At 72.0% G+C, this 22,039-nt stretch carries 27 protein-coding genes and 1 pseudogene; 11 read left to right on the top strand and 17 right to left on the bottom strand.

Annotated elements, in window-relative coordinates:
* Nucleotides 1–182: 182 nt before the first annotated feature.
* The gene (locus AB0I16_RS19470; protein WP_363250659.1) at nucleotides 183–740 is read right to left on the bottom strand and encodes an NUDIX hydrolase; all 558 of its coding nucleotides are present in this window, start codon (nucleotides 738–740) and stop codon (nucleotides 183–185) included.
* A 170-nt stretch (nucleotides 741–910) separates the two neighbouring features.
* Here AB0I16_RS19470 and AB0I16_RS19465 point away from each other — a divergent pair, with 170 nt between their 5' ends.
* Complete coding sequence (locus AB0I16_RS19465; RefSeq protein ID WP_363250658.1) at nucleotides 911–1,099, top strand: antitoxin; 189 nt, start codon at nucleotides 911–913, stop codon at nucleotides 1,097–1,099.
* Nucleotides 1,100–1,178: 79 nt separating this feature from the next.
* On the opposite strand, the gene AB0I16_RS19460 is transcribed toward AB0I16_RS19465, so the two are convergent.
* From AB0I16_RS19460 to ppk2, 3 genes are all read right to left on the bottom strand, one after another.
* A complete protein-coding gene (locus AB0I16_RS19460) occupies nucleotides 1,179–1,847 on the bottom strand; it encodes a DUF1524 domain-containing protein (protein WP_363250657.1) in 669 nt (222 codons plus the stop codon).
* A 300-nt stretch (nucleotides 1,848–2,147) separates the two neighbouring features.
* A complete protein-coding gene (locus AB0I16_RS19455) occupies nucleotides 2,148–2,702 on the bottom strand; it encodes a DoxX family membrane protein (RefSeq protein ID WP_363250656.1) in 555 nt (184 codons plus the stop codon).
* Between the two features lie 133 nt (nucleotides 2,703–2,835).
* Complete coding sequence (gene ppk2 / locus AB0I16_RS19450; RefSeq protein WP_363250655.1) at nucleotides 2,836–3,789, bottom strand: polyphosphate kinase 2; 954 nt, start codon at nucleotides 3,787–3,789, stop codon at nucleotides 2,836–2,838.
* 187 nt (nucleotides 3,790–3,976) lie between these two features.
* On the opposite strand from ppk2, the gene AB0I16_RS19445 reads away from it, so the two are divergent.
* Nucleotides 3,977–4,126 carry a hypothetical protein gene (locus AB0I16_RS19445; RefSeq protein ID WP_162933531.1) on the top strand — a complete coding sequence of 50 codons (150 nt, stop codon included), beginning with the start codon at nucleotides 3,977–3,979 and terminating at the stop codon, nucleotides 4,124–4,126.
* A gap of 92 nt (nucleotides 4,127–4,218) precedes the next feature.
* Here AB0I16_RS19445 and katG read toward each other — a convergent pair whose 3' ends face one another.
* A complete protein-coding gene (gene katG, locus AB0I16_RS19440) occupies nucleotides 4,219–6,450 on the bottom strand; it encodes a catalase/peroxidase HPI (RefSeq protein WP_363250654.1) in 2,232 nt (743 codons plus the stop codon).
* 203 nt (nucleotides 6,451–6,653) lie between these two features.
* On the opposite strand from katG, the gene AB0I16_RS19435 reads away from it, so the two are divergent.
* Nucleotides 6,654–7,070, top strand: coding sequence for a Fur family transcriptional regulator (locus AB0I16_RS19435; RefSeq protein ID WP_363250653.1), 417 nt, complete (start codon nucleotides 6,654–6,656; stop codon nucleotides 7,068–7,070).
* A gap of 72 nt (nucleotides 7,071–7,142) precedes the next feature.
* Here AB0I16_RS19435 and AB0I16_RS19430 read toward each other — a convergent pair whose 3' ends face one another.
* Nucleotides 7,143–7,493, bottom strand: a complete 351-nt coding sequence (locus AB0I16_RS19430) for a PRC-barrel domain-containing protein (protein ID WP_363250652.1) — start codon at nucleotides 7,491–7,493, stop codon at nucleotides 7,143–7,145.
* A gap of 159 nt (nucleotides 7,494–7,652) precedes the next feature.
* On the opposite strand from AB0I16_RS19430, the gene AB0I16_RS19425 reads away from it, so the two are divergent.
* Entirely contained in the window at nucleotides 7,653–8,864 is a 1,212-nt protein-coding gene (locus AB0I16_RS19425; protein ID WP_363250651.1) for an epoxide hydrolase family protein, read from the top strand.
* Between the two features lie 54 nt (nucleotides 8,865–8,918).
* On the opposite strand, the gene AB0I16_RS19420 is transcribed toward AB0I16_RS19425, so the two are convergent.
* Complete coding sequence (locus AB0I16_RS19420) at nucleotides 8,919–9,146, bottom strand: DUF5133 domain-containing protein (protein WP_363250650.1); 228 nt, start codon at nucleotides 9,144–9,146, stop codon at nucleotides 8,919–8,921.
* A gap of 351 nt (nucleotides 9,147–9,497) precedes the next feature.
* On the opposite strand from AB0I16_RS19420, the gene AB0I16_RS19415 reads away from it, so the two are divergent.
* Nucleotides 9,498–9,626 carry an LPFR motif small protein gene (locus tag AB0I16_RS19415; RefSeq protein WP_252102819.1) on the top strand — a complete coding sequence of 43 codons (129 nt, stop codon included), beginning with the start codon at nucleotides 9,498–9,500 and terminating at the stop codon, nucleotides 9,624–9,626.
* Nucleotides 9,627–9,763: 137 nt separating this feature from the next.
* On the opposite strand, the gene AB0I16_RS19410 is transcribed toward AB0I16_RS19415, so the two are convergent.
* Nucleotides 9,764–10,042, bottom strand: coding sequence for a hypothetical protein (locus tag AB0I16_RS19410; RefSeq protein WP_363250649.1), 279 nt, complete (start codon nucleotides 10,040–10,042; stop codon nucleotides 9,764–9,766).
* Between the two features lie 52 nt (nucleotides 10,043–10,094).
* Complete coding sequence (locus AB0I16_RS19405; protein WP_363250648.1) at nucleotides 10,095–10,463, bottom strand: helix-turn-helix domain-containing protein; 369 nt, start codon at nucleotides 10,461–10,463, stop codon at nucleotides 10,095–10,097.
* Nucleotides 10,464–10,591: 128 nt separating this feature from the next.
* Between AB0I16_RS19405 and AB0I16_RS19400 the strand changes: the two genes are divergently transcribed.
* Nucleotides 10,592–11,365, top strand: coding sequence for an ANTAR domain-containing protein (locus AB0I16_RS19400; protein ID WP_363250647.1), 774 nt, complete (start codon nucleotides 10,592–10,594; stop codon nucleotides 11,363–11,365).
* 25 nt (nucleotides 11,366–11,390) lie between these two features.
* Here the strand turns inward: AB0I16_RS19400 and AB0I16_RS19395 are convergent, their stop codons facing one another.
* The 4 genes from AB0I16_RS19395 to AB0I16_RS19380 all read right to left on the bottom strand — a co-directional run bounded on the left by AB0I16_RS19395 (nucleotide 11,391) and on the right by AB0I16_RS19380 (nucleotide 14,712).
* Nucleotides 11,391–11,723 carry an STAS domain-containing protein gene (locus AB0I16_RS19395; protein WP_363250646.1) on the bottom strand — a complete coding sequence of 111 codons (333 nt, stop codon included), beginning with the start codon at nucleotides 11,721–11,723 and terminating at the stop codon, nucleotides 11,391–11,393.
* A complete protein-coding gene (locus AB0I16_RS19390; protein ID WP_363250645.1) occupies nucleotides 11,720–13,036 on the bottom strand; it encodes a SpoIIE family protein phosphatase in 1,317 nt (438 codons plus the stop codon). The genes AB0I16_RS19395 and AB0I16_RS19390 overlap by 4 nt, the downstream gene beginning before the upstream one ends.
* Complete coding sequence (locus AB0I16_RS19385; protein WP_363250644.1) at nucleotides 13,036–13,839, bottom strand: alpha/beta hydrolase; 804 nt, start codon at nucleotides 13,837–13,839, stop codon at nucleotides 13,036–13,038. The genes AB0I16_RS19390 and AB0I16_RS19385 overlap by 1 nt, the downstream gene beginning before the upstream one ends.
* A gap of 150 nt (nucleotides 13,840–13,989) precedes the next feature.
* Nucleotides 13,990–14,712 (bottom strand): hypothetical protein, encoded by a 723-nt coding sequence (locus AB0I16_RS19380; RefSeq protein ID WP_363250643.1) that lies wholly within the window; start codon nucleotides 14,710–14,712, stop codon nucleotides 13,990–13,992.
* Between the two features lie 255 nt (nucleotides 14,713–14,967).
* Between AB0I16_RS19380 and AB0I16_RS19375 the strand changes: the two genes are divergently transcribed.
* The gene (locus AB0I16_RS19375) at nucleotides 14,968–15,612 is read left to right on the top strand and encodes a LysE family translocator (protein WP_363250642.1); all 645 of its coding nucleotides are present in this window, start codon (nucleotides 14,968–14,970) and stop codon (nucleotides 15,610–15,612) included.
* Here the strand turns inward: AB0I16_RS19375 and AB0I16_RS19370 are convergent.
* The gene (locus AB0I16_RS19370; RefSeq protein WP_363250641.1) at nucleotides 15,575–16,579 is read right to left on the bottom strand and encodes an MBL fold metallo-hydrolase; all 1,005 of its coding nucleotides are present in this window, start codon (nucleotides 16,577–16,579) and stop codon (nucleotides 15,575–15,577) included. The two genes, AB0I16_RS19375 and AB0I16_RS19370, sit on opposite strands and share 38 nt — an antisense overlap.
* Before the next feature lie 274 nt (nucleotides 16,580–16,853).
* Between AB0I16_RS19370 and AB0I16_RS19365 the strand changes: the two genes are divergently transcribed.
* From AB0I16_RS19365 to AB0I16_RS19350, 4 genes are all read left to right on the top strand, one after another.
* Nucleotides 16,854–17,081: a hypothetical protein gene (locus AB0I16_RS19365; protein ID WP_363250640.1), complete on the top strand. Its 228-nt coding sequence runs from the start codon at nucleotides 16,854–16,856 to the stop codon at nucleotides 17,079–17,081.
* Nucleotides 17,068–18,465 carry an amidase gene (locus tag AB0I16_RS19360; RefSeq protein ID WP_363250639.1) on the top strand — a complete coding sequence of 466 codons (1,398 nt, stop codon included), beginning with the start codon at nucleotides 17,068–17,070 and terminating at the stop codon, nucleotides 18,463–18,465. Before AB0I16_RS19365 ends, AB0I16_RS19360 begins: the two co-directional genes overlap by 14 nt.
* 28 nt (nucleotides 18,466–18,493) lie before the next feature.
* Nucleotides 18,494–19,072: a TetR/AcrR family transcriptional regulator gene (locus AB0I16_RS19355; protein WP_363250638.1), complete on the top strand. Its 579-nt coding sequence runs from the start codon at nucleotides 18,494–18,496 to the stop codon at nucleotides 19,070–19,072.
* 259 nt (nucleotides 19,073–19,331) lie between these two features.
* Nucleotides 19,332–20,498 (top strand): alanine--tRNA ligase-related protein, encoded by a 1,167-nt coding sequence (locus tag AB0I16_RS19350; RefSeq protein WP_363250684.1) that lies wholly within the window; start codon nucleotides 19,332–19,334, stop codon nucleotides 20,496–20,498.
* 48 nt (nucleotides 20,499–20,546) lie between these two features.
* Here the strand turns inward: AB0I16_RS19350 and AB0I16_RS19345 are convergent, their stop codons facing one another.
* The 3 genes and pseudogenes from AB0I16_RS19345 to AB0I16_RS19335 form a co-directional block, all read right to left on the bottom strand.
* Nucleotides 20,547–21,194: an NAD(P)H-dependent oxidoreductase gene (locus AB0I16_RS19345; RefSeq protein WP_363250637.1), complete on the bottom strand. Its 648-nt coding sequence runs from the start codon at nucleotides 21,192–21,194 to the stop codon at nucleotides 20,547–20,549.
* 172 nt (nucleotides 21,195–21,366) lie between these two features.
* Entirely contained in the window at nucleotides 21,367–21,636 is a 270-nt protein-coding gene (locus tag AB0I16_RS19340) for a hypothetical protein (RefSeq protein WP_363250685.1), read from the bottom strand.
* 229 nt (nucleotides 21,637–21,865) lie between these two features.
* A pseudogene (locus AB0I16_RS19335) lies at nucleotides 21,866–21,997 on the bottom strand (nucleotidyltransferase domain-containing protein); the annotation flags it as partial.
* Nucleotides 21,998–22,039: the final 42 nt, after the last annotated feature.

Below are 22,039 nucleotides of genomic sequence, written 5' to 3'. Positions count from 1 at the left end.
GCGCCGGGCAGGCCTTGCACCTGCATTTCCCCGCAGGAAGCGGGGCGTCTTTCCTTGGACCACCGACGCGTGCTCGGTCACCGTTCCTCCGGCGACCTGCTCAAGATCCACTATAGCGCATGACGCGACCTCGTCGAACCCTTGAGCCCTTTCCGGCCCCGGCGTTCGCCGAACACGGCTCATCAGAGGGTCTTCCGTGCGGGCAGCGGAGGCATCCGCCCCGCGTCGGGCGCGGTCAACTCCTCGGCGGCGTACCTCCGCATCCGCGACCGGTCGTCGGAGAACCATCCCTGCCAGGGCTCGTCGAGCCGCAGCCAGGCGGCAGGCTGCCCGTCCTCGGGGGTCGGCTCCGTGCGCCGGTCGACGACCGCCGCGAACGTGACGCCCAACGTGGCGGACCAGCCGCTGCGGTAGGAGCGCACCGTAACGGCGGCCGGCCGGTCGAGGAGGTCCGCCGCGACCCCGGTCTCCTCCAGCAGCTCCCGCCGCGCCGCCTCGCGTGGCGTCTCCCCCGGGTCCACCTTGCCGCCCGGCGGCACCCAGCCGCGCCAGGGGTGCCGCACCAGCAACACCCGCGTCAACGTGTCGTCGAAGACCCAGACCTCCGCCCCCAGGGGGCCGCCCGACCTCGCCCCGGGGCGGGACAGCCACCCGAGGGCGTCGTCGTACACGGCGTGGGCCGTACGTACGTCATGGGCCGCGGCGTCGAGAGTGCGCTGTTCCGTCTCTGTATCGGTCACCCGCCGGAGACTACGGCGGGCCACTGACATCGCCCGTCCGCGCCGCCTCCGCAGGGGTCGCCCGCCGGGCCGCGGACATGCGGAGGCGGCGGGTCCCGACGGTCCCGGATGCGAACCCCGCCGCACACTGCGAGCCTGGATGCGGGGGCGACACAGAGAGGTGGTTGCCCATGTCAGTCATGGACAAGCTGAAGCAGATGCTCAAGGGCCACGAGGACAAGACCGGCCAGGGCATCGACAAGGCGGGTGACTACGTCGACGGGCGGACGCAGGGCAAGTACTCCGGCCAGGTCGACAGCGCCCAGGACAGGCTCAAGGACCAGTTCGGCCGGGACCGGAACCAGCCTCCGCAGACCTGAGCCGCGAGGCCGCGGACCGGGTCCCGGACGCGCCGCCGCCCCACCCCCGGCACGTGGGGGCGGGGCGGCGGCGGTGGCGCTACGGCACCGCGGTGTAGATGACCGGGGTCTGCCGGCACGCGCCGGTGGCGAAGACCGCGATGGCGTCGAGTTCGGCCGGGTCGGCGGCCAGGTCCCAGCGCAGCTTGGTGGCGACCCAGTCCGAGAGGTAGCGGCAGTGGGCCGCGGCCAGCGGCGGCATCCACTGGCCGGGGTCCTGGGCGCCCCGGGAGCGGGCGACGCGCGAGGTGACGGCCGTCAGGCTGCCGGGCGCGCCCTGGTCGTTGGCGTAGGCCTCGCGGCGCTCGGCGGACCAGGCCGAGGCGCCGGAGCTCCAGGCCTCCCCGAGCGGGACGGCGTGCGTGACGTGGAGCTTCCTCGGGTCGGAGACCTCCTGGCCGTCGTGGAAGGAGACCCACTCGCCGTCGGAGAGTCCGCACTTCTTGCCGACCTTCGGGGCTTCCTCCGCCTCGGCGATCAGGACCTCGGCCCTGGTGTCGCAGCCGTCGCGCTTGTCGAGGCCCGCGTTCCAGTGCGGGAAGCTGCCGCGGGTGTGGTTGTCGCGCTCCTCGTCGGCCACCGGCAGGCGGTGCAGGGCGTCGGCCAGCGTGGTTACGTCGGCGGCCTGCGCGGGGGCGGCGGCCGGGGTGAGGAGCGGGGCGAGGGAGAGGCAGAGAGCGGCCAGGCCGCGGGACGCGTTCTTGATCATGGGTGCAGGTTCCACGGTCGGCGCCCGATTCCGCCGGCCCGCGCCAGTCCATGGAGCCGAGTGGGCCAACATCTTCACCGCCGCGCCTCGTACGGGCACCGTCACGCCGCTGGGGGCCGCCGAGCGCCGGCTCGGCGGCCCCCGAGCCTCTCCCGGCTCACCACTCACCTGCGTGACGCGGTCGACGCGCCACGCAGGCAAGGGCAGGGCGTGCATCCCCGTACTGCCGTGCGACGCGGCTTTCGTCGGTGCCCCGTCGAAGGCCCGTGGTGCCGGGGCTCAGACCCGTGGTGCCGGGGCTCAGAGGCGCCGGGCCACGGCCTGCTGTGCGTTTCCCGACATCGAGCGGACCGAGCCGGCCGCGCCGCTCAGCGCCTCCACGGCGTCGTGCCCGGCGTGCCGGGCGGCCTTGCTCCCGGCGACGGCCGCGCCACGGGCCCGGTAGGCGAACGACGGCTTGCCGTGCGTGTCGGCCGCGGCGATCAGGAGGCCGCCGAACAGCGAGAGGTTCTTGGTGAACTGCGTGCGCTGGGCGGCCCGCCTCTCCGGGTCCTCCTCCTTCCACCAGGGGTGTCCGGCCAGAGTCGTCGGCACGAGGGAGGCCGCGAGGGCCAGGGCCGCCACGCGCGGCACCCGCCCGGTCGCCAGCATCAGACCGGCTCCGAGCTGCACTCCGGCGTTGATGCGGACCAGGCGTTCGGGGTCCTCCGGAAGCCATGGGATGCGCGAGGCCATGGGGAGCGCCACGGGTTCGGCGGCGGGCGCCGCCCCCTTGGCGTCCCTGAGGGTGTTCACGCCTCCGGCGACGAAGGCGGACGCGAGCAACGGGCGTGCGAGTTTCCTGAGAAGAGCCATGCTTGTCGGCTTCCCGCGCCGGCCGCCCTCAGACGCTCGCCTTCGCGCCCTTTCCCACTTTCGCGCGCGCGCTGAGTGGGCCTGTCCCCGGCGGCGAAGGACCGTCGTACGGCGCGTCCGCCGTCATGGATGGTCACGGATGCTGGCCCGGCCCCTGCTCGCCGACGGCGATCCTGCTCGGCGACAGGTCCGTGGGGTCCTCCCCGGCCTCAAGGAGCGTGTCGGCCGGGCCGATGATGAGGGGGTCCGCCTCCCCCACCGCCTCCTTGTCCTTGGATTCGTAGTCCATGAGCAGCAACAGGTGCCGGATCGCTTCGAGGCGCCCCCGGCGCTTGTCGTTGAACTTGACCACCGTCCACGGCGCGTGCGGGGTGTCCGTGGCCCGGAACATCTCCACCTTGGCCTTGGTGTAGGCGTCCCACAGGTCCAGGGAGGCGAGGTCCGTCGGCGAGAGCTTCCACTGGCGCACCGGGTCCACCTGGCGGATCGCGAAACGCGTGCGCTGCTCCGCCTGCGAGACGGAGAGCCAGAACTTGATCAGGACGATGCCGTCGTCGGTGAGCATCTTCTCGAACCGCGGGGCCTGCTCCAGGAACCGCTGGTGCTGCTCGGGGGTGCAGAAACCCATCACGGGCTCGACGCCGGCGCGGTTGTACCAGGAGCGGTCGAAGAAGACGATCTCGCCCGCCGACGGGAGCTGCGCCACGTAGCGCTGGAAGTACCACTGGCCCGCTTCCCGCTCCGTGGGCTTGTCGAGGGCGACGGTGCGCGCGCCGCGCGGGTTGAGGCGCTCGGTGAAGCGCTTGATGGTGCCGCCCTTGCCCGCGGCGTCCCTGCCCTCGCAGATGACCACGATGCGCCGGCCCTCCTCGCGGACCGTCTTCTGCAGCTTCAGCATCTCGATCTGCAGGAAGCGCTTCCGGCGTTCGTAGGCGCCGCGCCGCAGCTTCTTGCGGTACGGGTAGTTCTCCTGCCACGTCCGCAAGGGCTCGCCGCGCTCGTCGAGCAGCACCGGCCGCTCGGGCCGGGCCTCGTCCACGCTCAGCCCTTCCAGCAGGCGCTCCCCCTCCGCGTCGTCCGACGCCACGTCGTCTCCTCTCGTCGCCTTCACCGCGCCAAGCCGCGGGACCACTGTCTACCCTCATATCAAGCAGCAACTCAGCGGATGGCGCCACAGGCAGGGCATCAGGCGGTCATCACGGGGTAGCCGCAGGGCAGACAGCACCATCCGAAACCGTCCCACCGCCACGGCGGTCACAGCCCGGGAGGAAACCATGGCCGGACTGCTCGCACGCCTCAAGGCGTACAGCCGCACACCGCAGGGCCGACGGAACATCGCCACCGCTCGCAGGGCCGCGGCGGACCCGCGCAACCGCGCCAAGGCCCGCTCGCTGCTCGGCCGGCTGCGCGGCGGCCGGCGCTGAGCGAAGCGCACGGAGGCGGATACGGCGCTGGTCCGGGCCGCCGTCGCGTAGGTACGCGGCGGCGGCCCGGACCAGTTGTCGGAACGGGGTGATCAGACCAGGTCGAACCGGTCCAGGTTCATGACCTTGTCCCAGGCCGCGACGAAGTCGTGCACGAACTTCTCCTTCGCGTCGTCGCTCGCGTAGACCTCGGCGAGTGCGCGCAGCTCGGAGTTGGAGCCGAAGACCAGGTCCGCGCGGGTGCCGGTCCACTTCGTCGCGCCCGTGGCGGCGTCCCTGCCCTCGAACGTGGTCTCGTCCTCGGACGTCGACCGCCACGTCGTGCCCAGGTCGAGCAGGTTGACGAAGAAGTCGTTGGTCAGCGTGCCGGGGGCGTTGGTGAAGACCCCGAACGAGGACTGCTGGTAGTTGGCGCCGAGGACGCGCAGGCCGCCGACGAGGACCGTCAGCTCGGGGGCGCTCAGGGTCAGCAGGTTGGCCTTGTCCAGGAGCAGGTACTCGGCGGGCAGCAGGCCCGCCTTGCCGAGGTAGTTGCGGAAGCCGTCGGCGGCCGGCTCCAGCGCGGCGAAGGACTCCACGTCGGTCTGTTCCTGTGTGGCGTCCGTACGTCCCGGGGTGAACGGCACCGTGATGTCGAAGCCGGCGTCCTTGGCGGCCCGCTCCACGCCGGCGGCCCCGGCGAGGACGATCAGGTCCGCGAGCGAGACCCGCTTGCCGTCGCCCCGGGACGCGTCGAAGGCCTCCTTGATGCCTTCGAGGGTGCGCAGGACCACCGCGAGCCGGTCGGGCTCGTTGACCTCCCAGCCGCTCTGCGGGTGCAGGCGGATGCGGGCGCCGTTGGCGCCGCCGCGCTTGTCGCTGCCGCGGAAGGACGCGGCGGACGCCCACGCCGTGGACACGAGCTGGGAGACCGTGAGGCCCGAGGCGAGGACGCGCTCCTTGAGGGCGGCGATGTCCTGCTCGTCGACGAGTCCGTGCGTGACCTCGGGCAGCGGGTCCTGCCACACCAGCGTCTCCGCGGGGACCTCCGGGCCGAGGTAGCGGGCCACGGGGCCCATGTCGCGGTGGGTCAGCTTGAACCAGGCGCGCGCGAAGGCGTCGGCGAACTCGTCGGGGTTCTCCAGGAAACGCCGTGAGATTTGCTCGTACGCCGGGTCGAACCGGAGGGAGAGGTCGGTCGTGAGCATCGTCGGGGCGTGGGTCTTCGTCCCGTCGTGCGCGTCGGGGACGGTGCCCGCGCCCGCGCCGTCCTTGGGGCGCCACTGGTGCGCGCCCGCGGGGCTCTCGAACAGCTCCCACTCGTAGCCGAAGAGGATCTCGAAGAAGCTGTTGTCCCAGGTGGTGGGGGTGTTCGTCCAGATGCCCTCAAGGCCGCTCGTGATCGTGTCGGCGCCCTTGCCCGTGCCGTGCGTGCTCTTCCAGCCCAGGCCCTGCTGCTCCATGGGGGCGGCCTCGGGGTCGGCGCCGACGCTGTCGGCCGGTCCCGCGCCATGGGTCTTGCCGAAGGTGTGGCCGCCCGCGATCAGGGCGACCGTCTCCTCGTCGTTCATCGCCATGCGGCGGAACGTCTCCCGGATGTCGCGGGCCGCCGCGATGGGGTCCGGGTTGCCGTTGGGGCCCTCGGGGTTGACGTAGATCAGGCCCATCTGGACCGCGCCGAGCGGGTTCTCCAGCTCGCGGTCACCGGTGTAGCGCCGGTCGTCGAGCCAGTTGGTCTCCGGGCCCCAGTACACGTCCTCGTCCGGCTCCCAGACGTCGGCGCGGCCACCGGCGAAGCCGAAGGTCTTGAAGCCCATCGACTCCAGCGCCACGTTCCCGGTGAGGACGAGCAGGTCGGCCCAGGACAGGCTCTGGCCGTACTTCTTCTTGACCGGCCACAGCAGGCGGCGGGCCTTGTCCAGGCTCGCGTTGTCCGGCCAGCTGTTGAGGGGGGCGAAGCGCTGCTGCCCCGCGCCCGCGCCGCCGCGGCCGTCGCTGATGCGGTACGTCCCCGCGCTGTGCCAGGCCATGCGGATCATGAACGGGCCGTAGTGGCCGAAGTCGGCGGGCCACCAGTCCTGCGAGGTCGTGAGCACCTCGGCGATGTCCCGCTTCACCGCGGGGAGGTCGAGGGTCTTGAACGCCTCGGCGTAGTCGAAGTCCTCACCGAGGGGGTTGGCCACGGCCGGGTTCTTGGCGAGGATCTTGAGGTTCAGCCGCTCCGGCCACCACTGGCGGTTTCCGCCGCCCTGTGTCGGGTGCGGGGCGCGCGTGTGAGCGACCGGGCAGCCGCCCGTCTCCTCCGGCTTCGGGTCGGTGACGATCGCGTCGTGGTTCTCGGTCATGAGGAGATCCTTCCGGACGGGGCAGATCGCACTGCTGGGAGCGGGTGCGGTGGGGGAAGGGGCGCGGCCGACGCTGTCCCTGCTGTTGTCCCACCCCTTGGCCACTGACCGGAACCGATCCTACGATGGACCCGATCCAAGTCAATACGGATGACAGGACCGTACGAACTCACCTACGGACGACGACAGTTGGGCTGGTGGGCATGAGTGACCTGCTGGAACGGCTCCGCTCGCGCGGCTGGCGCATGACCGCTCAGCGGCGGGCGGTCGCCGAGGTGCTCGACGGTGAACACGTCCACCTCACCGCGGACGAGGTCCTCGCACGGGCCGCCGCCCGCCTCCCGGAGATCTCCCGCGCGACCGTCTACAACACCCTCGGCGAGCTGGTCGCGCTCGGCGAGGTGAACGAGGTCGCCACCGCGGGTCGCGCCATGCGCTACGACCCCAACGCCCACCGGCCGCACCAGCATCTGGCGTGCACGGGCTGCGGCACCATCCGGGACGTCCACCCGACAGGCGACCCGCTGGCCGCCCTGCCGGACACCGAACGCTTCGGCTACCGCGTCTCGGGGGCGGAGATCACGTACTGGGGCCTCTGCCCCGACTGCGCCCGGGCATGAGGAAGCGGCCCCCGAACACATCGGTTCGGAGGCCGCGGTGAGAGAAGGGGCGGTCTGGGCCGGTCCGCGGGTTCAGTGCCCCGAGCGGCTGTAGTAGCCGCCGAGCTGGTCGCGGTAGCCGGGGTCGCCCAGGTGCTTGTCCTTGTCGAATTCCGGGGCGCCCTTGATCTGTTCCTTGGTGCACGCCACCAGGACGCGCCGCTCCTTGTTGTCGATGGCGGTGACCGTACTGGCCGGCAGCAGCACCTGCTTACCGAAGATCCATACGCCGGTGTCGACGACCAGATACTGATTGGCCACTTCGTTGGAGTGCTTGTCGACCTTTCCGATGACGCCGTCGCGGGCCTCGACCTTGTAGCCCGTCAGATCGTCGTCGGCGCCGTGCCCGGCGGTCGGAACGTAATTCCACATGTCATTGCTCATCAGTTGCTCCTCGATCACGTACCCGCGCGTTACCGCGACCCCTGCGCTGCCTTCGACTTCTTTCGACTTCCTTCGACTTGCCGCGCGTGTCCAGGTGCCCTGCCCCGCGGACGACAAACAGCGGGATGCTCCGCCGGGCCGCGCGTAGCATCACCGGCGATGACGACGACCGACGACAGCATCCGCCCCTTCCGCATCGACGTCCCGCAGCGCGCCCTGGACGACCTGCGCACCCGCCTCGACCTGACCCGCTGGCCGGACGAACTGCCCGGCGTCGGCTGGGCCTACGGCGTCCCGCGCGCCTACCTGGAGGAGCTGGTCCGCCACTGGCGGCACACGTACGACTGGCGGGCCGCCGAGGCGAGGCTCAACGCATGGCCGCAGTTCACCACCACGATCGACGGGGCGAACGTCCACTTCGCCCACCTGCGCTCACCCGAACCCGGCGCCACTCCCCTGCTCATGACGCACGGCTGGCCGGGCTCGTTCGTGGAGTTCACCAAGGTCGCGGGCCCTCTCACCGACCCCCGCGCACACGGCGGCGACCCGGCCGACGCCTTCCACCTGGTGCTCCCGAGCATCCCGGGATTCGGCTTCTCCGGGCCGACCGGGGACACGGGCTGGGAGTTCACGCGGGTGGCGCGCGCCTTCTCCGTACTGATGGAACGGCTGGGGTACGAGCGCTACGGCGTGCAGGGCGGTGACTGGGGCGCGGCGATCTCGCGGGAGCTCGGCCGTATCCGCCCCGATCACGTCGTCGGCGTCCACCTGAACCTGATACCCGGCGCGGGAGCCTCGCGTGAGCCGTCCGCGCGCGAGCTGGAGCGGCTGAGCCCCGCCGAGCGGGCGCGGACGCTGGCCTCGTGGGAGCGCATGCGCGCCTGGACCCGGGAGCGTCAGGGCTACGCCGACATCCAGTCCACCCGGCCGCAGACCCTCGCCTACGCCCTGCACGACTCACCGGTGGGGCAACTGGCCTGGATCAGCGAGAAGTTCGTGGAGTGGTCCGACTCGGACGACCCGGAGCGGCCCGGCTCCGGAGGCCGCCGCAGAGAGGCCGTCGACCGCGACGACATGCTGACCAACGTGATGCTGTACTGGCTGACGGGCACGGCCGGCTCCTCCGCCCGCATCTACTACGAGCGCGCGCACGCCGACCACGCGGGGGCACCCCCGGAGCCGGGCACCGCGCCGACGGCGCTCGCGGACTTCCCGCGGGACAACTTCATTCCGCTGCGGCACATCGTCGAGCGCACCGACAACATCGTGCGGTGGACGTCCTACGACCGCGGCGGCCACTTCCCCGCCATGGAGGTGCCGGAGCTGCTGACCGGCGACATCAGGGCCTTCTTCCGGTCGCTGGCACACTGAGGCCCGGGCCCCGCCGAAGGAGGCGGGACCCGGGCCGGAGACGGAAGGCGGCCGTCAGGCGGCCAGGAGCGAATCGTCCTGGGACGTCACGCCGGCGAGCAGGGCCTTGGCCGCGGCGAGCGCCGCTTCGGGGGTCCGGGTACCCGTGGACACGCACAGGGTGTACGACACGTCCTCAAGACGCCGGCGGACGTCGGCCGAGTCCTCGCGGGCCTGAAGATCTCGCAGCTCCGCATGGGTCTCTAGCAGGTTGTGCAGGAACGTGGGGTGAGGCCTGAGCACGGGTGCTCCTTCCGTCTGATGCGAGGAATCGCTGGTTGGCGCGGTATCGCCGCCTCCGGTTCGAGCTGTCGACCATTGGCTGCACCCTTGTGCCCGCTCCGGTGAGGGATATTCACCGGAGCGGGCCGGATTCGATGCAGTTGTTTGCAGCGTACTCCGGGTGGGCGCGCTGCGCCCCGCGAGCAGCCCTGCCGGGTTTCTTCCCCGAAACGCGCGGACGGCGCACGGACAGGGCGGAAAAGGCGTCGACGTTTTCACCGGTATTCACCGGGCAACCGATGAGCGAGGGCCTATGAAGGCAGTAGGCCGAAACACATCAGCAGCGAGCCAGGATTGTACGGAGGTCCAGACATGCTGAAGGCCATTGCCGACGTTTTCCGCGCCATCGGCGGCGCCATAGCCACCGTCGTCACGCTGCCGTTCCGCGCGGTCGCGCGGCTCTTCGGCGGCGCGTCCGACACGGCCCACGGCCACCACTGACCCCCGTGCCGCGCCACCACGGACCACCGGGCCGGACCTGCCGGCCCAGACCGCGACAGGCGGTCACCACCACGCTCGGCCCCACCGCTGCGGCGGACCCTACGGTCCGCCGCAGCGGTGCGTCGTGAGGGGCCCGGTCACCTCGTGTCCCCCGTCCAGTCCCAGCGGCGCGGGTCGCCCGCGCGCGGGGCGTACGTCGCCCGTCCCTCCGCGCCGTACCGGCCGAGTTCGGTGCGCAGGGCGGCACCGGCACCCGTCTCCCGCCGCGTCATGTCGGTGATGTCGAGCAGCAGGCCGTCCAGCGGCCCGCCGACCAGCTCGGCATAGCGACGCCCCGGCCGCGGGCCGGGGCGGGGGTCGTCGTGGTCCTGGCCGTACACGCGGCCTCGCAGCAGCTGCTCGTCGTTGCTGTCCATGGTGAGCAGCCTCGCACCCGCCACTGACAACACCGCCGCCCACGGCTCCGGGTCAGGCGCTGGCGTGGCGGCGGCCGTCGGCGTCGGACGGCGCGTGCCCGGTCTCCGACGACGTGCGGTCGGCCTCGTCGTGGGCCAGCAGGGCGAGAAGCGAGGCTACGGCCAGACCGGACTCGGCCGGATGGCGCAGGACCTTGCCGGGATCGATGCGGTAGGTGTTCGTACGCCCTTCGCGGGTGTGGGAGAGGTAACCATCCTGCTCCAGGTCGACGATGATCTTCTGTACGGCGCGTTCGGTGAGTCTGCAGTGTGCGGCGATGTCGCGGATGCGGGCGTTGTGGTTGTCGGCGATGGCCGCCAGCACGCGCGCGTGGTTGGTGAGGAACGTCCATCCGGTGTGAGGCTCGGGCACTTCATCCATGGACCCAACTCTAGCGACCCCGGTTACACGATTTCAAAAACACGTACTATCTTTCGTGCATTAGTTGACGTGCTTGGCTGCGGCAGGCAGCCTGGTAGCGGCGGTAGGCGATACGAGAGGGAGAGGCCATGCCTGAGCCTGCACACCCCGAGCGGCCCCTCACCGGGGGTGGCGCCGACAGTGCCGAGGAAGGCCGGGGCACTCGCCCTTCGCCGCCCGCGATGCCTCTGCCGGCCACGGTCGACACCGTGCCGGACGGTGCCCGGGTGGGCGTCATCGTGCGCGGCGAACTCGACCTCGACGCCTGCCAGCGCCTCCGGCCCGATCTGCTGCACGCCCTGAGCCGCTCGGCGGAGGGCCTCGACCTCTACCTGCGCGAAGTGGCCTTCTGCGACTGCTCGGGCGTCAACCTCCTGCTCGCCCTGCGCCGCCTCGCACTGAGGTACGGCAAGACCGTCCTTCTGCGCACCACGAGCCCCGCCGTCGAACGCATGCTGGACCTGACCGCCACGCACGCCCTGTTCGAGCCGTTCGAGCCCCACGAGTCCGAGGACGTACCTGCGGTCGGCCCCGCCGCAGGCGGCACGACCGAGCAGGAGCTGCGGACCATCGTGTCCCAGCTGCAACGGGCGATGCGGACCCGGCCGACCATCGACCTGGCCCGCGGCATCCTGATGTCCGTCTTCACGCTGAGCCCGGAGGCGGCGTGGGAGGTCCTCGTCACGGCGTCGCAGAACACCAACACCAAGCTCCACCGCCTGGCCGGGCACCTGGTCGACACCGTCAACGGCGACGAGCTGCCCCCGGCCATGCGGAAGCAGCTCGCGAACGCGGTCGCCAAGGCCAACAAGACGCGCGCCGCGGGGAGCGGGCCTTCCGTCCCTCCCCAGGGCTCCGCGTGACCGGCCGCGCCGGACTCAGAGGCTCTCAGAGCACGTCGTCCGCGCTGTCGCGGATGACGAAGATCTGGTCCAGGCCCGCGACGGCGAGGATGCGCATGGTGTTGGGCGGCACGCCGACCAGGACCAGGCCCGCCTCCGCGGCCTGCGCGCGCTGCCGGGCCGCCAGGAGCGCGGTGATGCCGCTGGAGTCGCAGAACTCCAGGCCGGACAGGTCGATGACCAGGCGCCGGCCCGGATCGAGCACGAGATCGGAGACCTGTTCCCGCAGGCCACCTGCGTACTTGTAGTCGAGCGCGCCGGCCACGGAGAGGACCGGTCCGGCTGTCGCGTCTCGTCGGGTGATCTTCAGTTGGCTCATCGTGGTCGCTTCGCTACCGAGGGAACGGTCGGGCCGACGGCCGGAACGCCGAGGGCGAGCAGGGCGGTGTCGTCGTCGAGGCCGTCGCCGAAGCTCTCCAGGAGCTTGGACAGCGCGCCGATCACCTCGTGGACCGTCGCGGAGGTGTGCTCGGCCGCGAAGGCGCGCAGCGCCTCGTCGCCGAACATGCTCTCCCTGGTCTGGCCTATGCGGGCCTCGGTGAGGCCGTCGGTGTAGAGGAGAATCGTATCTCCGGCGGCGAGAACGGTCGACGCCGTGGTGAAGGGGACGGCGGGCAGGGCGCCGACGAGCAGCCCTCCCGGGGTGCGCAGATACTCCGTCCGGCCGTCGGCCCGCATGATGAGCGCCGGCGGGTGGCCGCCCGAGGCGAGCCGCACAGTGGTCCCGCCCTCCTCCGCGCCCGGCTCGATGACACCGAAGATGGCGGTGCAGTAGCGCGGGTCGCCGCCGGCGGAGTAGCGGTCGTGCAGCACCGCGTTGAGCGTGGCAAGGGCGGTGGCCGGTTCGGGATCGTGCAGCGCGGCGGCCCGCAGGGTGTAGCGGGTGAGCGAGGTGAGGGAGGCCGCCTGGGGCCCCTTGCCGCACACGTCACCGAGGAAGAACGCCCAGCGGCCCTCACCCAGCGGGAAGAGGTCGTAGAAGTCGCCGCCCAGGAGGTCGGGCGAGGCGGTGTGGTAGTAGACGGCCGCCTCAAGGCCGGGCACCTCCGGCAGCGAGGAGGGCACGAGTGACTGCTGGAGGGCGGCGAGCGCGTCCGCGAGCCTCGCCCGGTCGGCCTCGGCCTGGCGGCGTGCCTCCTCCGCCTCGGCGCGCGCCCGCTCCGCCTCCTCCTGGCGGCGCAGGAGCTCCTGCTCGTAGGCGCGCCGGTCGGAGGCGTCGAAGACGGTGGTGCGGATCAGCAGCGGCTCGCCCGTGTCGGTGTGCTTGACCACGGAGGAGACGAGAACGGGGAGGCGGCGTCCGTCGGCGGCCTTCATCTCCAGGGCGATGCCGCTCAGCTCCCCCTGCATGCGCAGGAGCGGGGCGAAGTGCGTCTCGTGGTAGAGCTTCCCGCCGACCGTCAGGAGGTCGGCGAAGGTCCTGCGGCCCACGACCGCTTCGCGCTCCAGACCGAGCCAGCCCAAAAGTGTGCTGTTGATTTTGGCGATGGTGCCGTCCATCAGCGTCGACAGGTACCCGCAGGGCGCCGACTCGTACAGTTCCTCGGGGCTGTCCTCCAGCAGGGCCGAGAACGCGGCGTCCGTACCGGCCGCGTCCCCCGCCTCGGACGGCTCTCCGCTCTGGCAGTTCATCACCTCAGTTCCTTCAGGAAGCCGAGCATCGCTTCCGCGGTCGCCTCGGGCGCGCTGAGCTGGGGGCAGTGACCCGTGGCGTTCAGGGTGACGAGCCGCGAGGAGGGAATGCGGGCGTGTACGTACGCGCCGACCTCGCGGGGGGCGATGACGTCCTGGGAGCACTCGATGACCAGGGTGGGCACGGTGACGCTCCCGAGGTCGTCGCGGCTGTCGCTCAGGAAGGTGGTGCGGGCGAAGACGCGGGCGATGTCGGGGTCGGTGGCGCAGAAGCTGTTGGTCAGCTCCTCGCCCAGCTCGGGCCGCTCGGGGTTGCCCATGATCACCGGGGCCATGGCGGAGGACCAGCCCAGGTAGTTCGACTCCAGGGAGACGAGCAGTTCGTCGATGTCCTCGGCGCTGAAACCGCCGCGGTAGCCGTCGTCGTCGATGTAGCGGGGCGAGGGGGCCACCATCACCAGGGCGCCGATCCGCTCCGGCGCCGAACGCGCGGCGAGGACGCCCACCATGGCGCTGACGGAGTGGCCGACGAACACGGCCTGCCGCAGATCCAGCTCCTCGCAGACGTCCACCACGTCCTGCGCGTAGCCGTCGAGGGAGGAGTACCGCTCCTCGTCCCAGGCGGACAGTTCCGAGCCCCCGGAGCCGACGTAGTCGAACAGCACCACCCGGTAGCGCTCGGCGAGGACGGGCACGGCGAGCCGCCACATGTTCTGATCACAGCCGAACCCGTGCGCGAGCACCACGACGGGCGCGTCCGCGGGGCCGATGGCCGTGATGTTGTTCCTGCGGCGAATGTCCATGTCACCCATCCTCGCATCCGCCCGGGTGTGCCCTCGCGGCGGTGCGGTGCGGGCGGGCGGCGCGGGCGGACACGGGGTGCCGGGCGGACGGACACGGAGGACCGGGCCGCCCGCCCGGCGTCGGACGGGCGGCTGAACGGGACCGGCCCGCTACTCGGCACCGGCGAGTTCGCCGAGGTCGACGGTCTCGCCGGCCGCGGGCTTCTCCGGGCTGACCGCCTTGCCGTAGTCGCTGAACGTGGCGGTGTTCGGCGTCTGCCCGCCCTCGGCGGTGCTGCGCAGGATGTACGGCTCGCCCTCAGTGGCCACGTAGAGCGTCAGTGTCTCGCCGCCCGCCTTCTTCTTGGTGAGCTTGATGGCCTCCTGGCCGCCCACCGTGGTGGTCCCGCCCTTCTTCATGCCCTTGCGCTCGGACTTGTCCTCGTCCATCGACGCGATGAGCTTCTGCTTGTCGCACAGGCCCTCGTCCGCGTCCTGACCCGCGGGCATCTTCGCCCACTTGCCCTTGAGCTTCGTCACCGCCTTGCCGGCGTCCGGCTGCCCCTTCAACGCGGTCTTCCAATAGGCCTCGTCACCGCGCATGTAGAAATTCTGGCCGACCTGCCGCACGTCCGCCCGCGCGTTCTGCATGCGGATCGTCCCGTCGCAGTTCTTCTTCTTGTCCACCGCGAGGTCGACGGTCATCGCCTTTCCGCCGGACTGCTGCGCGTCGCCCTTCATGCGCAGGGATTCGGCCTTCTTCGTGGCCGCTACCGCCTTTTCCGCGATCTGGTCCGCGCTCTGTCCGGAGAACGGCTTGTCCGAGCCGCTCTTTCCGTCTCCGTCGTCACCACATCCCGCGAGAAGCGCCCCTGAAATCCCGACAACCGTCATCGCCGCCAGCATCCTGCTTCCACGCACTGTGAACGCCACCCTCCCTGGAACGCACGACCGCGTTCCGTTTCTCGGCGCGGCTTCGGTATCAGCCGCCGCTGGATGTGCCGGATACCCCCAATTCCCGTTTCTGCACAGCAGTGTTGGCCTTTTGCCGACGGTGCGATCTCCCGGGCCGCGGCATAGGGGGCGTGATCCGTGGAACCTGGCCACCCGAGACGCGTCCGGCGGCCGGACGCGGGACGGAGCGGCACCATGTCGATCGATCTGGCCGGATTCCTCGGGGTGGTGGTGCTGGCCTATCTGGTGCCGGGCCCGGACTTCCTGGTGATCGTACGAGCCGCGGCGCGCCGTGCCTCCCTCGGCCGGGCGGCGGCCCTGGGGGCGCAGGCCGGTCTCTGCGTGCACATGTGCGCGGCGGCGATGGGCCTGTCGGCGATCGCCACCCGGTCGGCCCTCGCGTTCACCGTCATCAAGTTCGCGGGCGCCGCCTACCTGATCCTCCTCGGCGTACGGGCCCTGCTCGACGCGCGGCGCCGCCCGGCAGGACCGGATCACACCGGAAACCCGCACCCGGCGGGCCCTGCGGCCGGCCCGGCCCTACGGCGGCGGGACAGCTTCGCCGAGGGATTCCTCACCAACGTGCTCAACCCGAAGGCCGCGCTGTTCTTCCTGAGCGTCCTGCCCCAGTTCGTGGACCGGGGCGGTTCCCTGCCCGAGCAGATCTTCCTGCTCGGCGCGGTGGACGTCGTCATCGGCGTGGCCTACTGGCTGGCCCTGGTGCGGGTCGCCGCCCGGCTGCGCGCGGCGTTCGACCGACCCGCCCGGCGGCGCCGCTGGGAGCGGATCAGCGGCTGCCTCTTCATCGCCGTCGGCGTCGGGGTGGCTGCGGTCGAGTGACCGGCGTGCGGGTGGCGTGGACCGGCACCATCCGGTAGCCGGCGCCGTCGGCGACGACGCGGCCCGCGGTCGGGGGCGCGAAGTGGGTGCCGATGACGAGCGTGTCGGTGCCGGCGAGCGAGGCGAGGAGCCCGCGCCGGGTGGCCTCGGACCGCGCGGGGTCGATGTCGACGCACGAACCGATGCCGGGGTGGGCGAACTGCACGGGGTGGTGGACGCAGTCGCCCGTGATCAGCGCGGTCCGCCCCCGCGACGACAGCTCGACGGCGACGTGGCCGGGGGTGTGCCCCGGCGTGGGCAGCAGCCGCACCCCCGCGGCGACCTCCACGCCTTCGTCCGGGACGTCGACGAGGTCGAGCAGGCCGGCCTCCTCCACCGGGGCCACGGAGTCGGCGAACATCTGCCGACGCGCCTCGTCCATCTCGTGCCCGGCCCAGAACGCCCGCTCGACGCGGGAGGTGAGGTACCGGGCGTCGCGGAAGGTCGGCACCCACGCGCCGTCGACCCGGCGGGTGTTCCAGCCGACGTGGTCGGTGTGCAGGTGGGTGAGGAGCACCAGGTCGACGTCGTCCGGGGCGAAGCCCGCCGCGCCGAGGCCGTCCAGATATCCCGTGTCGAGGCCGTGCCAGGCCGGGTTCGCCCGTGTCTTGCCGTTGCCGATGCCGGTGTCGACGAGCAGCCGCGTGCCGTCCTCGGCCTCGACCGCGAAGCTCTGGCTGTGGGCGCGCAGGACGCCGTCGCTTCCGGCGAAGTCGGGGCGCAGCCAGTCCTGCCGGCCGACCACCTCCTCGGTCGCGTCGGGCAGCAGCCAGCGGCCGGTCTCCGGGGGCAGCGCGGTCTCCTCCACGCGGTACACGGTGATGCCGCCCACGGTCCAGGCGGGCGGGGGGAGGGGCGAGGTGGCGGAGGTGAGGGAGGTGGCGGGGGTGGTGTCGGCGGGGTCGGAGGTGTCGGTGAGCGTGGTCATGGGGTTCTCCGCGTTCGAGGGACAGATCCGGAGCGCGTGTGCGTGTGAGCACTTGAGCGCTTGAGCGCTTGCGGCACCTGAAGCACCTGCGGGCACTCGCGGCACTCGTCAGCACTGGAATCTCTTAACGCAATGGGATTGCTTTAAGCGACCGTAGGCCGTAGCGTCCCTTAATGCAACTGTTTAGCGTTTACGTGCTGCGTCAAGCCAACCTGCCATCCACCCGTCCACCCGTCCGTCCACCCAATCGCCCATCCCCCCGGAAGGGACCCCCATGTCCGACCTCACGCCCACCGAGGCGGCCCGCCTCGCCGCTCGTGCGGGGCTGCCGCTCGCCGAGGCGCGCACCGCCGGTGTCGCGGCCACGGCCAACCACATCCACTCCGTCGTCTCCACCCTGCGCGAGCTGGACTTCGGCGACACCCCGCCCGCCTCCGCCTACCGGGCCCTGGCCGTCGGGCACGGAGCCGCACCGGAGGAGAACACCGATGGAGCTCGCTGACCTCACCCTCGCGGAGGCCTCGGAGGCGATACGGGAGCGCCGCCACTCCCCCGTCGAGCTCGTCGAAGCCGTCCTCGACCGCGTCGAGCGGGTGGAGCCCCGGCTGCACGCCTACGCGGCCGTGACGGCGGACCGGGCCCGCCGCGCCGCCGGGGAGGCCGAGCGCGAGGTGGCCGCGGGGCGGTATCGCGGTCCGCTGCACGGCGTCCCCATGGGCCTCAAGGACCTCATCGACGTCGGCGGCATGGCGACCACCGCGGGCTCGAAGGCCCGCGCGGGCCACCGGGCCGGCTCCGACAGCGCGGTGGCCGGACGGCTGTCGGCGGCGGGCGCGGTGCTCATCGGCAAGACCCACACGCACGAGTTCGCCTACGGTCTGACGACGCCGCAGACGCACAACGCCTGGGACCAGGAGCGGGTGGCCGGCGGATCGAGCGGCGGCTCCGCGGTCGCCGTGGCGGCCGGCACCGCCACCTTCGCCCTCGGCACCGACACCGGCGGCTCGATCCGCGTGCCCGCCTCGCTCAACGGCGTCGTGGGCCTCAAGCCCACCTACGGCCTGGTGTCCCGGCACGGCGTCACCTCGCTCTCCTGGTCCCTCGACCATGTGGGCCCGATCACCAGGACCGTCGAGGACGCCTCCCTCGTACTCGCCGAACTGACCGGGTACGACCCGCGGGACCCGGCGTCCGTGCCCGCCCCCGGCGGCGACCACCGGCCGCCGAGCGGCACCGACCTGTCCGGGCTGCGCGTCGGGGTGCCGGGCAACTACTACTTCGAGCGGGTCGACCCGGAGGTCGAGGCCGCCGTGCGCGGTGCCATCGCGCGGCTCGCGGAGCTGGGCGCCGACCTCGTCGAGGTCGAGATCCCCATGGCCGAGTACGTCCGGGCCGTCCAGTGGGGGCTGATGGTGCCCGAGGCCACGGCCTACCACGAGCGCGGCCTGCGGAGCGCGCCCGAGCTGTACGCCGACGACGTCCGCGCCCTGCTCGAAGCGGGCGAGCTGATGAGCGCCGGGGACTATCTGCGCGCCCAACGCGCGCGCACGCTGATGCGCGAGGCGTGGGCGGGCCTGCTCGACGGCGTCGACGTCATCGCCGCCCCGACGGTGCCCATGACCGCGGTTCCCGCCGGGCAGTCGACGGTCACCTGGGACGACGGCACGGTGGAGAGCGTGTCCGATGCCTACGTGCGCCTCTCCGCCCCCGCCGACATCACCGGCGTCCCGGCCCTCACCCTGCCGGTGGGGCAGGACTCGGCGGGCCTGCCGATCGGCATGCAGGTGCTCGGCCGCCCCTTCGGCGAGGACGTGGTCCTGCGCACCGGACACGCCTACGAGCGCTCGCGGCCCGCCGCCAGGGGGCTGACCGCCACGACCGCCTGAAGCAATGGATTCGCTTTAAGGTGGTGCCATGAGTCGCAAACCGATGGTGCGCCCGGGCGGGCGCAGCGCCCGGGTCCAGGAGGCGGTGCACGGAGCCGTGCGCGAACTGCTCGCCGAGGTGGGCCGCGAGAACCTGACCGTGCCCATGGTCGCCTCGCGGGCCGGTGTCACCCCGTCGACCGTGTACCGGCGCTGGGGCGATCTGCAGGAACTGCTCTCGGACGTGGCGGTGGAGCGCCTGCGGCCCGAGGCCGCGCCCGACGACCACGGTGCGCTGCCCGCGGACATGGCCGCGTGGGCGGAGCAGTTCGTCGACGAGATGTCCTCGCCCGCCGGGCGCGCGTACATCCGTGACGCGCTGCTCGGCGATCCGGACGGCAGCAACGCCGGCCAGTGCTCCGCCTACGCGGCCGAGCAGATCGACGTCATCCTCGCGCGGGCGGCGGAGCGCGGGGAGGCCGTGCCGGAGGTGGAGACCGTCATCGACGGCGTCGTCGCGCCGGTCATGTACCGCATCCTGTTCCGGCCGACGGAGCTGGGCACGCCGTACGCGCGACGCCTCGTGGCGTCGGTGCTCGACGGCCGACGGCCTGTGACGGGCGGTTAATCGAGTGACTTCGCGGGGCGGAGGCGTTATCGTCGGCCCCATGAACGTCATCGGACGAGACACCTTCGCGACCGCGCGAGCGACCAGCTCGCCGGTTGCCGCCGCCTGACGTCCTTCTTCCATCGGCGACCGGAAACGGCCCGCCGATGACTTCCTGGCTCTGGCTCTCGCCCCGGCTCCGGTGATCGTGCGGTCCGTCGTCCGGCCGCCTCCCCCGCCCGTGAGCGAAGGAGCCACCGCCATGAACCACCGGCCCACCATGAGCACCGAACGGATCATCCGGACGTTCGTCGAGTACTTCGAGGAGCGCGGCCACCGTCGGACGACGGGTTCGACGCTGCTGCCCCCGCCCGGCGACCCGGTGCTGTTCACCACCTCGGGCATGCATCCGCTCACCCCCTACCTGGAGGGGCGGCCACACCCCCTCGGCAGGCGGCTGGTCAACGTACAGCGCTGCCTGCGCACCACCGACCTGGAGGAGGTCGGCGACCCCACCCATCTGACGGTCTTCGAGATGCTGGGCACCTGGTCGCTCGGCGACTACGAGGGGCCGCAGAGCCTGGACTGGGGATACGGCCTCCTCACCGAGGGCTTCGGCGTCGACCCGAAGCTGCTGCACGCCACGGTGTTCGGCGGCGACGGGCAGGTCGGCCCGGACACGTCCTCCCTGGAGGTGTGGCAGAGGCACGGCGTCCCGGTGGAGCCGACCGTCGAGGACAACTGGTGGGACAACGGGCCGACCGGTCCCTGCGGACCCGACTCCGAGATCTTCCTCTGGACCGGTGACACCCCACCGCGTTCGACACCCACCCAGGACGACCGGTGGGTGGAGGTGTGGAACCACGTGATGATGCGTCACCGCCGGCTCGACGACGGTTCACTCGTACCGCTCCCCCAGCGCAACATCGACACGGGGCTCGGCCTGGAGCGGCTCGCCTCGCTGCTGCAGGGCAGGACGTCGGTGTTCGAGTGCGACGTCTTCGACCCCTGGCGGCGCCTCGTGCCCGGGCTGTGGACCGTGGACGAACCCTCGCTGCGGCTGGTCTGCGACCACCTGCGGTCCGCCATGGTGGTCATCGGCGACGGCGTGCGCCCGTCCAGCACCGGTCGCGGGTACGTGCTGCGCCGCCTGGTGCGGCGCGTGCTCACCACGCTGTGGCGCGACGACCCCTCGCGCGAACTCGGCAGCCTGCCGGACGAGTTGTTCCGCCACACGGGCGACCACTTCCGCCAGGAGACGGACGTGGAAGGCGTACGGGGTGTGCTGCGCGAGGAGGAGCAGCGCTTCCGCCGCCTCCTGGAACGCGGCAGGCAGGTCCTCGCCCGCCCCCGCTTCCGTGGCCCGCTCGGCGAGGAGGACCTGCACTACCTGCACGACACGCACGGCCTGCCGCGCGACCTCGTGCTGAGCCTGCGCGAGGAGTGAGGTGCGCGGCGCTCGGGGCCGCGCCGGGGGCCGGACCGAGGCCATGTCCTACGCGGCCAGTCGCGCCAGTTCCTTCGCGTGGGACTCGGCGGCCGCCAGGGATTCGGTGCGGGATGCCTCGTAGAGCGGGACGAGGTCGGCCATCGCCGGGACCGTCGGGGCCATCGTCAGCTCGGGGACGATGAAGGTGACGTCGAGTCCGAGCGCGCCGCCGAGCGTCTGCCGCAGGAAGTCCTGCACGTAGTCGTTGCCGTGGTTCGGAGTCCCCTCCCGGTAGGAGCCGCCGCGGCTGGTCACGACCACGGCGCGCTTGCCCGCGAGCGTGCGGTCCCCCGCGCCCGCGGTGCGGCCCATGGCGAAGACGTGGTCGATCCACGCCTTCAGCGTCGAGGGGATGGAGAAGTTGTACATCGGGGCGGCGAGCAGCAGGACGTCCGCCGCCTCGGCCTCCGCGATCAGCTCGCCCCGCAGCGCGAAGGCCGCCTGTTCCTCGGCGGAGCGGTCGGCAGGGTCGGTGAACCCGGCGTAGAAGGCGTCGGCCCGCAGGTGGGGCAGCGGATCGGCGTCGAGGTCACGGTAGATCACCGTGCCCTCCGGGTGCTCGCGCTCCCACGTCGCGCGGAACGCGGCGGTCACCGCGCGGGAGTGGGAGTTGTCGCCGTTGAGCGAGGTGTCGATGTGCAGCAGCGTGGCCATGGCGTTTCTCCGTGAGTCGAGAGGTGGGGTGGGGCGGTGGAGCCGAAGGGACGCGGCTCGGCCCGCTCCGGTGCCGGTGAGGCGGAGCGCTTCGGCGCTCCCCCTGCACACCGATACCGTGCTCCCTCAAGTCCACTTGAGGTCCAGCCCCACCCGGCCCGTGTGATCCACTTCACCCGCCCGAGCCGCCACGCCAGTCGAGCGCATACCCCTCCCGCAGCGGCCCGCCGACGAGACCGAGCACCTGGTGGACCGCCGCGGCCAGGGGCGCGGGGTCCGCGGTCTCGGCCACGGCCCGGTGGCCCTCCAGCAACGCCCCGCCCCGCACCGCGTCCGCGGCGAGCAGCCGGCGCGGCAGCCATCTGCCGATGCCTGTCCAGGCACGGTGGTACGCGGTGAGCAGGTGACTCGCCTCGCGCAGCGTGAAGTCGGCCAGGGACAACTGCTCGTGGCGGGCGGAGCGCGGGGTGTCCAGGAGGTCGTCGAGGTAACACGTCAGGCTGTAGCGGCCCCGGGACCACTCGGCGGGGGTGAGCGGTGGCGGGGCGGGCCCTGTCCCAGGCGAAGAACTCCGGTATGTCGGCTCGGGTGTTGAGGAACAGCTCGGCCAGGCGGCCCTCGTGGCGCAGGACTTCGCGGCGGCTCCTCCCGGTGTCCGGCAGGAGCACGGCCACGTCCAGGTCGCCGGCCGGAGTAGCACGGCCCTGGGCGGCCGAGCCACCCAGTACGGCACCGAGTGCCTGGGGGAAACGGGCGGAGACCAGGCGCAGCGCCTGCGCGGCCGGATCGTCGTGGTCGGTCATGAGACCGCATCCTGACAGGCCCGGCGCCCCGCCCGCCCCCTC

The organism is Streptomyces sp. NPDC050703, from assembly GCF_040654435.1.
In the GTDB taxonomy this organism is placed as follows: Bacteria; Actinomycetota; Actinomycetes; order Streptomycetales; family Streptomycetaceae; genus Streptomyces.
This window is presented reverse-complemented; position numbering and strand designations above follow the sequence as displayed.